Origin of the sequence: Lysinibacillus sp. UBA5990 (assembly GCF_002429815.1) — a bacterium.
Classification (GTDB): domain Bacteria; phylum Bacillota; class Bacilli; order Bacillales_A; family Planococcaceae; genus Lysinibacillus; species Lysinibacillus fusiformis.
The window spans coordinates 41,532-52,100 of record NZ_DJAY01000002.1 but is presented as its reverse complement, the minus strand read 5'-3'; the positions used below and the strand labels follow the sequence as shown (position 1 = coordinate 52,100).

At 37.1% G+C, this 10,569-nt stretch carries 13 protein-coding genes; 2 read left to right on the top strand and 11 right to left on the bottom strand.

Going from position 1 to position 10,569, the window contains the following annotated elements; genetic code table 11:
• The 8 genes from B3D94_RS01090 to B3D94_RS01055 all read right to left on the bottom strand — a co-directional run.
• The coding region (locus tag B3D94_RS01090; RefSeq protein WP_291753735.1) for an InlB B-repeat-containing protein at window positions 1–1,233 on the bottom strand (1,233 nt) is incomplete at its 3' end.
• A gap of 5 nt (window positions 1,234–1,238) precedes the next feature.
• A complete protein-coding gene (locus B3D94_RS01085; protein WP_291753732.1) occupies window positions 1,239–1,781 on the bottom strand; it encodes a phage tail protein in 543 nt (180 codons plus the stop codon).
• A gap of 14 nt (window positions 1,782–1,795) precedes the next feature.
• Window positions 1,796–2,296, bottom strand: coding sequence for a phage tail protein (locus tag B3D94_RS01080; RefSeq protein ID WP_291753728.1), 501 nt, complete (start codon window positions 2,294–2,296; stop codon window positions 1,796–1,798).
• 16 nt (window positions 2,297–2,312) lie between these two features.
• On the bottom strand, window positions 2,313–2,825 hold the full coding sequence (locus B3D94_RS01075) for a phage tail protein (protein ID WP_291753726.1): 513 nt from the start codon (window positions 2,823–2,825) through the stop codon (window positions 2,313–2,315).
• An 18-nt stretch (window positions 2,826–2,843) separates the two neighbouring features.
• The gene (locus tag B3D94_RS01070; RefSeq protein ID WP_291753724.1) at window positions 2,844–3,308 is read right to left on the bottom strand and encodes a GNAT family N-acetyltransferase; all 465 of its coding nucleotides are present in this window, start codon (window positions 3,306–3,308) and stop codon (window positions 2,844–2,846) included.
• Window positions 3,309–3,325: 17 nt separating this feature from the next.
• Window positions 3,326–3,721: a hypothetical protein gene (locus tag B3D94_RS01065; protein WP_291753722.1), complete on the bottom strand. Its 396-nt coding sequence runs from the start codon at window positions 3,719–3,721 to the stop codon at window positions 3,326–3,328.
• A gap of 1 nt (window position 3,722) precedes the next feature.
• Window positions 3,723–4,862, bottom strand: coding sequence for a hypothetical protein (locus tag B3D94_RS01060; protein ID WP_291753719.1), 1,140 nt, complete (start codon window positions 4,860–4,862; stop codon window positions 3,723–3,725).
• 280 nt (window positions 4,863–5,142) lie between these two features.
• Complete coding sequence (locus B3D94_RS01055; RefSeq protein WP_291753717.1) at window positions 5,143–6,189, bottom strand: helix-turn-helix transcriptional regulator; 1,047 nt, start codon at window positions 6,187–6,189, stop codon at window positions 5,143–5,145.
• 96 nt (window positions 6,190–6,285) lie between these two features.
• On the opposite strand from B3D94_RS01055, the gene B3D94_RS01050 reads away from it, so the two are divergent.
• Together B3D94_RS01050 and B3D94_RS01045 are read left to right on the top strand one after the other, a co-directional pair.
• Window positions 6,286–6,990: a class I SAM-dependent methyltransferase gene (locus B3D94_RS01050; protein ID WP_291753714.1), complete on the top strand. Its 705-nt coding sequence runs from the start codon at window positions 6,286–6,288 to the stop codon at window positions 6,988–6,990.
• Entirely contained in the window at window positions 6,987–8,057 is a 1,071-nt protein-coding gene (locus tag B3D94_RS01045) for a saccharopine dehydrogenase NADP-binding domain-containing protein (RefSeq protein WP_291753712.1), read from the top strand. The genes B3D94_RS01050 and B3D94_RS01045 overlap by 4 nt, the downstream gene beginning before the upstream one ends.
• Window positions 8,058–8,132: 75 nt before the next feature.
• Here B3D94_RS01045 and B3D94_RS01040 read toward each other — a convergent pair whose 3' ends face one another.
• From B3D94_RS01040 to B3D94_RS01030, 3 genes are all read right to left on the bottom strand, one after another.
• Window positions 8,133–8,855, bottom strand: a complete 723-nt coding sequence (locus B3D94_RS01040) for an amino acid ABC transporter ATP-binding protein (protein ID WP_069479714.1) — start codon at window positions 8,853–8,855, stop codon at window positions 8,133–8,135.
• Window positions 8,848–9,507 carry an amino acid ABC transporter permease gene (locus B3D94_RS01035; protein WP_031418079.1) on the bottom strand — a complete coding sequence of 220 codons (660 nt, stop codon included), beginning with the start codon at window positions 9,505–9,507 and terminating at the stop codon, window positions 8,848–8,850. Before B3D94_RS01035 ends, B3D94_RS01040 begins: the two co-directional genes overlap by 8 nt.
• Before the next feature lie 200 nt (window positions 9,508–9,707).
• Window positions 9,708–10,505, bottom strand: a complete 798-nt coding sequence (locus tag B3D94_RS01030; protein WP_193833793.1) for a transporter substrate-binding domain-containing protein — start codon at window positions 10,503–10,505, stop codon at window positions 9,708–9,710.
• Between the last annotated feature and the right edge of the window lie 64 nt (window positions 10,506–10,569).

The window sequence follows — 10,569 nt, the reverse complement described above, 5'->3', positions numbered from 1 at the left end:
GACACTAGTAAAATCATAGGTCTGTGTATAACCAACGTCTTTATACCAGCCTTCAAATGTAAAGCCTACTTTTGTAGGTGCTGGGGTTGGTTCACTTGCCTTTTCTCCATGGGCTACGAATTGATTGGATACTGCACTTCCTCCGTTCGTATTAAAACTTACATTATACATCTGTGCATTCCACTTAGCATAAATTGTCGTGTTTTCTGTGATGACACTAGTAAAATCATAGGTCTCTGTATGCCCGATATCTTTATACCAGCCTCCAAATGTATAGCCCACTTTCGTCGGCTCTACCTCTGGTATTGTTACCTTTCCACCGTGTGGTACTGATTGGTTGGATACTGCGCTTCCTCCGTCCGTATTAAAACTCACGGTATACATCTGTGCATTCCACTTGGCGTAAATTGTCGTAGCCTCTGTGATGACACTAGTGAAATCATAGACCTGTGTAAGGACAGCGTCTTTATACCAGCCTCCAAATGTATAGCCTGCTTTCGTTGGCTCTACCTCCGGCATCGTTGCTATACCGCCATTAACAACAGATTGACTTGGTACCGCACTTCCTCCATCTGTTTCAAAACTGACTGTATGTTTCACTTGAGGTGAGGTGTTAAAGCCGACTAATGATATGTTATTAAAAACAGCATAGTCATCTTTCATATTAGGTGAGGAAAGAATTAGTGTAATAATATTACTACTACCTATATCATTAATATTTTGTTCCGTAAGTAAATCACCGATAGGTAATAAAATAGGGGAATCGAAATTATTAAAATTATAAGTTGGTTTTGAAAAATCCTTCTCAATTCCGCCCCTTTTACTTGGCAAAGAAGTTAGAGGATATGTATTCCCGTCAGTAACTTCCCAATCGTCCGAGCTGCCAATATTAATTGTCAAATTGGATATATCTCCACCACTATCCGAACCAGGAATAGGTGTAAGACTTAATTTTGCATTAGAATAATCATAGTTTGATGGTAAGTTAAATTTTACATAAGCCGTGTTTGTCTGATCACCTGAATCATAACCCCCAACTCCAGCAATTTCTTCTAAAATATCAACACTATTTGGTATTCCTTGATAGACAGTTCCCGTTACAATCTTACTAGGGGAAATAGTTGTCACTGCTGCCCTCGCAACTTGTAATTCTAAAAATGGTTGCACAATTATAAGCAACATTGCAACCAACATCAACATTAATGCAACATTTACCTGTTTATAACTTTTCATTTCCTTCACCCTTCATTCACTGGGTAGTATTCTCCATACAAACAAATAATATAATTCAACGCTACATAGGGCTGCATGTTATTGTGTGGCAAATTCCCTCCAGTTGTACCAATCGCTTGCTGATGCATATTTACTTTTGTATTTGCTGTAAACTCTTTATATAATTTCTTCGGATTTAGTCCTCCAATTGCACTCCAAACAGCACCTTCTGGACTACTATCTCCACCAGTTGTTTTCGAGCTTCCTTGTAAGACATGTTTATGGGCAGGAATCTGCTCATTACTTAATGTCACACTTTCTACCCCTACTTCTTTGGCAAATTCTCTTGTTGTAAGTCCTGTGCCAGTTCCATAGTGCAAGGGCGCCTTACCTCTTAAATCTGGTAACTTAAAATCTGTTTTGCCATCCCCACCAAATCTATTACCAATAATGGAATATAACACGGCATATTGTTGAATAAGTAATGTACTGCCATCACAAAAAGCCCAATCTCTTGGTGCATAATTTCCAGCAAATATTCGAATCTCTCCTGTATAGGCATCTGCCATTTTTTTGTCCCTCCTTAGCTTCTAGGCGGATAAATTCCATTTATTGCAATACAAAACGATACTACTAGATATGGTTGCATATTATTATGCGCCTGACTTTGTCCTGTAACTGTCATCGCCGTTGAACTCATTTGAGTATTTATATTACTAGAAAACATAGGATTTCCATCAAATTTTCCCCATACATTATTCATTGGGGATGGTTTATTTGTTACGCCCTCATCAGCATAAACTTCATGCGTGTGACTAGGCATTTCATTTGTTGTCAATGAATGTGTTGCCTCACCACCTATCGACGCATAGGCAATTTGATCACTTTTATGAAGTGGTACTCTTCCTTGCAAATCAGGTAGAGCAAAATTTGTTTTACCATCTCCTCCGTAGCGGTTTCCTATTAAAGAATAAAGTGCTGTATGCTGTCTTATTAGTAACAGCCGGCCATCACACGGTAACCAATTTTGAGGTATTTTGTCGAAACTAAATAGCCGCACTTCTCCTAAGAATGGTTCTGCCAATATACTCTCCCCCCTTTTAAGAAAAATCAGGGTAAAGACCCTGCGTTGCAATAATAAAATTAATGGCCAATGATGGCATCATATTCTCATGAGGTTGATTGCCACCCACAGACGTCACTAAAGCTGTATTCATCTGCACAATATCACTAGCTAAATTTGTTTGATAATTTTTTAAATCAGCTTTTCCCCACACATTATTAGCTGGTGAGCTTTCTGTTGTATCCGTTTTTTCTTTATTTGCTGAAACCATATGAGTATGGGATGGTAAATTCGCTTCTGTCAGTGTTACTTTTTCCGTTCCACCATAACTCGCAATAGGATATTGCGAGCTTAGATGAATGGGGATTCTTCCACGTAAGTCTGGTAAAGCAAAATTTGTTATTCCATCCCCTCCATACCTATTTCCTATTAATGAATAAAGAGCCTGATACTGATTAATCAATAACAGTTGTCCATTACAAAGTGCCCAATCCATCGGAGCAAACTGACCACTAAACATACGAATCTCACCTAGATACGCCTCTGACATATCAACACTCTCCTTTTTTTATTTCCACAGCATTTTCATATAAATCTCATCCTCCTGAAAGACTTGGAATCCTAGTCTTTCATAAAGGTCTCTTGCAGAATTAGTTTTAAGAACTTGTAATACAACTGCTTTGCGTTGTTCCTTCGCCATTTTCTGAAGTTGAACAATAAGATGTGTCCCTATGCCTTTCCCTTGATAATTCGGCAATAAAGCTATATCTATAAGATGGTGGAATTCAGGTTGTTCTTCCGTGAGGAACCTACCCACACGCTCAGCATCTACAACAATTTTCCAATGACTTGCTCTTGGAAATCGCTGATTATAGGAGGCTTGCTGTGCACGCCATTGCATTTCTAAAAAAAGCGCCATTTGTTCAGCCGACCATCCCCATGAATCTACTTCTTGCTTTCTTGTAGAGGCATAGATTTCATAGAGAAATGCTTCATCTTCCTTTGTTATAGATTTAAGGTCTATCTTCATCATATTTGTTCCACTTTCTTCTAAGCATTCTTATTGGTCACAATGATAGATCTTACAAAGTTATGTCCTTTTTCAGGCAAGTCTTCCCAACTATCCATGTTCAATTGATGATCAGCTAAGCATTCAGATCGATTCTTACTTTTTTGGGGTACGTCCAGGAAAAGCGAGATAGTGCCATAGGATTTTTCACCTGGCTGAACCTTGTCACGCCACGAACAAGAGCATTCATAGCCATTTGGACCAGTAGATGCTTTTATGCCCAATGCTTGCAATGTTGTATTTGGCGGGATACTAACTGGCTTCTTGTCCTCCTCATCTTGGGTGTTCCAGATTCCCCATTCCAACTGTGATTGAAACACTTCAAGCTCACGGTCTGTTGCATTTGTAATCATTAATGAAAATGTCCAAGTCGCCATTTTAGTACGCTCCTCCTGTCGGTACTTTTTTCTTCGCGTTATCCATCACATCGTATACATGCGTACGGTGTAAGACTGCATAATCCCATTCAGATGCGCCAATGAGTGTTGTGATATTATGATTGTCTGTTCGGTAAAGAAGAATCATTTTACTAAAAATCCATGGCACAACGTCCATATCCTTATCAGAGGGAGCTTCAAAAACTCTTGTCTTTGAATTTTTCTCTGTTCGATGTTGCTCTTTTGTAACAGCATTTAATATATTAAACTTCGCCTTTAATTCAGCCTGTAGTTCCTGTGCTACGCTCGCTTTCACTACTTTTTCATCTGATACAGATACCTTTTCAGTAAATTTAAAGGCTGTTTCAATCGTACAAACCTTTTCCTCTACTACCTTACTAGCAGTAGATAATCCATACTCATCTATTACTGTAATTTTTCCCTTTTTAGTAACCGTTTCAATTTTAGAAGCATCTCCTCTTAAGCAAGTTACCTCTACAGAAAAATACTGTTGTGCTTCTCGCTGCTTTAAATAAAGGCTATCAAACTCTAAATCATTGACCCCGTCCCATAATTTTTTAGAAATGTTGAAGAGAGGTGTCCGAAATAATGGCATTTTTTCAAAATGAACACCACTCGGAATCGATTGGTTCAAATCAATTTCTCGAGCATCTTCAATTTCGTTTAAAGTTTTGATTTTGGACCAGTCCGTAAATAAATTATTTCTTGTTTCTTTTTGTTTCAATTTATCCATTTTATTAGAGATTCGTATATTTCGAACAAAGTTATGACCGTCGTGTGGAATGTCTTTCCACTCCGCTACTTCAAAATATCCATTTGCTAGACATCTAGCTTCGTTTGGGTCATTATAGGGAACATTTACATAAAGGCTTACTACTCCATATGGTGCTTGTGTTGTATTATTTTTATCTTTCCAGGAGCAAGAAAACTCATAGCCATTTGGCCCAAAGGCTGATTTGGCTCCAACTGCTTGAATCGTTTCCCCTGCCTTAATCGATTGAGGTTTTTTATCCTCTTCACCATCTGTATTCCAATAACCCCAATGTAACTGCGATTCTACTAACTCTAAATCTCGATCTGTGTCATTTGTGACATTTAAATAAAAAGTCCACGTCATCATTTTTTCCTCCTTTTTATCTGAATTTTCCGAATAATTAAAGCGGATGTATTTTATTTTCTATCTCTTACTACCTAAAATTGGTGTCGAGCATTGTATTTTTCTTAGGACTCTCTTACTGTTTTTTATTATATTACAACTTCCCTATTTTCTTCTACGGAATAATTCCATTTTTTAGGTTAATTTTTCTTAACCTTTCGACCTATTATTTTGTCAAAGAATCAAAAAAATCTGCTCATGCTCCATGAATGAACATAAACAGATTGAAGTAAGGCTTATTTATTCAATTAAAACGCGTAAAGAGTTTCCATACTAATTCATTTCGATCTCCAACATCTACCTTTTGAAAAATTAGCTTTAAATGATCTTGAACGGTATAACTAGAAATCCTAAGGTTTTGTGCAATAATTTTTGTTGGCATCCCCTTCATTACTTCTACTACTACTTCCTTTTCTCTAGGTGTAAGATGATAGGCTTTCAGTAAATAGGTTAACATTTCTTTAGGTGATGCTTCATTTAATAGTATGGCTATTTGCTGCTGTGAATCTGCTGTCATGAGAACTGATGCTTGGACTGTTACATAACCCGTGTTATTAATCGGCACTAATAACGAAGTTTGGCTGTTCAATTTGTTAGCCTGTAGCTTTGCACAAAACGACTGAATTGGTTTAGGTATTTGCCAATCAAGCAAGCCTTCATTGTTTCTTAAAAGTGTTAACAATTGAGCAGCCATTGTGTTAGTGGAAATAATACGATACTCTTTATCCAGAATCATAATTCCACTCTGTTCCTCTTTGATGAAGAGCCGCTCTTCTATAATCGTATGGTAAAACCCCATTAATGCCTCAGCCATAACAGGCATGAGTATTTTCACTTGATTTACCTCAGCATCTTGGAAATAGCGCTGTCCGTTTTCTATCGTTTTAAACAGTGTTAAAAAACCATAGCATTGCCCCTGAAACATCAATGCAGCTCGAATTTCATCACTGAATCCATTAGGTTTTAGCACCTCTCTATAACGTTTACTCTGACTACTCACATCACTAAGTTTACCGATGTATTGGCCACTCTCCACGAGATATACATAGCTATTTATATCATCTGAGCCATATTCCAAAGACATTATTTGCTGATGAATATCCTCTATTGATTGCTCTGTAACAGCTCCTATAGAAAAAAGGGTTTGGGTATCTGTCATGGTACAACAATATGCATCAAAACTAATAAAATTTCGCAATTCTTCTATCATCTTTTGTCGGTATTGAACTGAAGTCTGGCTATTTCTTAAGTGGATTTCTGACCTTCTTTTCCAGTAATGAGTATCTTGCATGAAATTCCTCCCCCAGAATTATGGGATAGCACATTTTCCATAAGTATTTATAATTGAGAATAATTCTTAATTAAATTGTACAACAAGGAGGTAAAAATGAAAAATCCACAACATGACTGGCACAATTTCAATGTCTCTAACTACCAAAATACTATTCGACAAAAAATTATTGGTTACGACCTTATCTATGACATGATGACCGATATTCTTCAAAGTTACCCGACTATTGATAACATGCTTATAGTTGGAGCTGGTGGCGGTCAGGAACTCTCTTCTCTAGGGGAAGCTTTCCCCTTCTCTCACTTTACAGCCGTTGATACTTCTAAAATTATGCTACAGGCTGCCCGTAAACATATAGAGAAATTGGAACACCCTCTTCATATTGAGTGGTATGAGGAAGATTTACTTTCGGTAGTGTTTGACCATCAGTTTGAAGTGGCTTCCTGTCACTTAGTTTTACATTTTATTGAGGAACTTGAACAAAAGAAAGCTCTACTACAAAAAATGGCGGATAGCTTACAGGATAGCGGAATTTTATTTATATCATCCATTAATGCAGACATGTCAGCTGTATCATTCCAACACCAACTCAAGTATTGGCGAAGCTCTATGCTGCAAAATAATTTGTCTGAAGAACACTGGCTTCGCTTTGAGCAATCCTTTGGCTCTTCTACCTATCCAATTACACTTGAATTGCTAACTGACCTCCTACAAAAAGTCGGATTTTCAAAGGTTATTCCATATTTTAAATCACATATGGTTGAAGCCTTATTAGCCATTAAAGAAGAGGTAAACAAATGACAAGAGACAATATATTAATCGTTGGTGGCTATGGTGAAGTTGGACGTAAAATTGCAAAAATACTACTCTCTAGCTACCCAAATAATGTATGTATCGCCGGAAGGCATTTAGAAAAAGCCAAACAGTTTTGCGCACAGCTCAATGGTCTTGCGACACCTTTACAAATGGATGTATCTAAAACTGTACATCCACAGCAATTAGCCAATGTAGCCTTGGTCATTATGTGTTTGGAACAACAAGATACTGCATTTGCAGAAACCTGCTTGAAAGAAGGGATTAAGTATATTGATATTACAGCTAGCCATACCTTCCTCAAACAATTAAAAAATCTTCATACGACAGCTATAGAGTATCGTTCAACTGCCATATTCAGTGTCGGTATGGCTCCGGGATTAACTAATATAATGGCCATGCATGCGACCAAGCCTTTAACCACTATCGAGAAACTCCACATTTCTATTTTACTTGGAGCAGGAGATACCCATGGCACTGCAGCTATTCTCTGGATTTTGCAACAATTAAATATTCCGTATTACCATTACGAAAATCAGATTATTACTAACTTCACTAGTAAGAGATCTGTGCAATTTAGAGGTATTGGAAAACGTAGTGTGTACCAATTCAACTTTTCAGATCAGCACACATTAGCTAATTATTTTCCTAGTGTTCCCATCGTGACGAGATTAGGCTTTGATGTCGAATCACTTAATTGGTTTGTCGCCTTCTTACAAAAAAGTCGTATTTCCTATTTATTGAAATTTAAAGGAATACAATCCATGCTTGCCTCCCTCGTTCAAAAAATAAAAATGGGTACAGATGTGTGCTCCATACAAATTGAAGCCATTGGTAAGATACAACATAAAGAAGCGACTGTGACACTAGACTTTAAAGATCGTGATGAATCACTTGTGACAGCAAAAGTTGCAGCGGCAATTGCTAGAGAACTCTTAGATAACAAATATCCAGCAGGGACTTATCATATTGAGGAATTATTTACATTCGAAACATTACAAAATCAATTTGATGCATCTTCTTTCTCTCAATTCATTACATCACAAAAGGCATAACCTTATATTTTTGCGTTCTGAATAAAAAAACGCAGTAAGTTCCCTTCTCAGAGAGAAATTACTGCGTTTGATTATTTATAAAACCTTTTCTAAGAAATCCTTTGCTCGCTGTGTTGAAGGTGCTGTAAAAAACTGCTCGGGAGGGGCATCCTCAATAAGCTTGCCACCATCTAAGAAGAGTATACGGTCAGCAACTTCACGTGCAAAGCCCATCTCATGTGTAACAATTAACATTGTCATGCCACTATCCGCTAGGTTTTTCATAACAGCCAATACTTCTTTAACCATTTCTGGATCAAGTGCTGACGTTGGTTCATCAAATAATATGACCTTTGGATCCATCGCTAGTGCTCGGGCAATGGCAACACGTTGTTTTTGTCCACCAGATAAACGGTTTGGATACTCTTGGCGCTTTTCAAAGAGACCTACTTTCTTAAGTAACTCTTCTGCACTTTTTATCGCAACCGCCTTATCCATTCCTTTTACATTAATTGGAGCGTACGTTAAATTTTCTAACACTGTTTTATGTGGGAAAAGGTGGAAATGCTGAAATACCATCCCTACTTCTTCCCGTATTTTCATAATATTTGTCCCTTTATCTGTAAGAACATCCCCAGCAATTGTTACCTTTCCACTCGTAGGGATTTCTAATAAGTTAAGGCAACGAAGGAATGTTGATTTGCCAGATCCTGAAGGTCCGATAATAGCAATTACTTCTTTTTCTTTAACTTCGGTTGAAATACCTTTTAGTACTTCATTCTGTCCATATGATTTGTGTAAATCTTCAATTTTAATCACTTTTTCTCATTCCTTTCTCGATTCGTTTACCAAGGAACGTTAAAACAAGTGTCATGAGGTAATAGATAATACCAGCAAATAGTAAAGGCTCAAGATATCGGTAGGTCGAACCGCCTACGATATAAGCACGACGCATTATATCAAGGGCACTAATTACTGTGACAACTGCTGTTTCTTTATTTAGTGTAATAAATTCATTAACTAGAGAGGGCAAAATATTTTTTACTGCCTGCGGAATAATAATATCCTTCATCATCTTTGCATAAGGAATGCCAAGAGCTTGTGCTGCCTCCATTTGCCCTTTATCCACAGCATTAATACCTGCACGAATAATTTCTGAAATATAAGCACCCGAATTTAATCCAAATGCAATAATGGCCGTTGGAATAGGCTCGATTTGAATATCTAATAATTGTGGTACCGCATAATAAATAATTAATAATTGTAATACTAGTGGTGTACCACGGAAAATCGACGTATAAAAATCAGCAAACCAGCGTAAAACTTTTACCTTTCCAATTTTACATAAGGCTAGTAATATACCGACGATAAAACCAATGATGGATGCACCTATTGCAATTTGAAGTGTAACACCTATCCCTTTTAAAATATAAGGAATAGAGGGAACGATAGCTGTAAAATCCAAATTCACAGCGCTCCCTCCTTTCTTTTTCATCTTGATTCAGCTGTACCGAAAACGAAACAACAAATACAGAAGCTTGATGTCACAGATATTGGAGTGTGGCTTTTCTAGCACACTCGAAAAAATCTAGACGTACTCATGCCGAAGCGTATTAGTTTGAACTGAAATGCATAAGCGATAGCTCAAATAAGAGCTATCGCATGCATGTATTATTCAACTTTTTCTAACCATTTTTCTTCTAGCTCTTGAATTTTACCTTCTTCAGCTAGTTCTTTTAATGCCTTGTTTATTTTTTCTTTTAGATCACTGCCTTTTGGCACAGCAATCGCTTTGAAATCCTCGGGCTGTTCTTCTACAGGGAAGGCTGCTAATTGATCATTTGTTTTTAAATAACCTTTCGCAACGCCACCCTCTAAAATACCTGCGTCTAAACGCTTAGACATCATATCTTGAATAATTTCAGGAATTCGTGTACGTCCTTCAACTGAAACATCCACTTTTTTAGCAATTTCATTACCTAAATTTTCTTGAATAGAGGCTGTTTGCACACCGACTTTTTTACCAGCTAAATCAGCTTCCTTTTTAATACCGCTATCCTTTTTAACAATGATTACTTGCTCTGTTTCATTATATTGATCAGAAAAATCTACTACCTTTTCACGATCAGGGTTTGGTGTCATACCAGAAATTACTACATCAATTTTCCCTGCTTGTAACGCTGGTACAAGACTGTTGAAGTCCATATCTTGCACTTGCATATCTACATCTATTTTTTCCCCAACCAATTTAATTAAATCAATATCAAATCCAATAATTTCTTCACCTTTTGCAGCGTCAACATATTCAAATGGCGCATAGTCTGCTGAAGTACCAACTTTTAATACTTGTTTGTCTGTACTACCATCAGCATTAGAGCCAGAATTATCTGCATTATCCTCTTTAGCTCCACAAGCTGATAGTACGCCAATAGCTAGGACAAGAATTATCATGAATAACTTATTCTTCATCATTAAGCATCTCCTTTTATTTATAATGTATTGTGTATGAGAATACATTTCTCGAAAATATTCG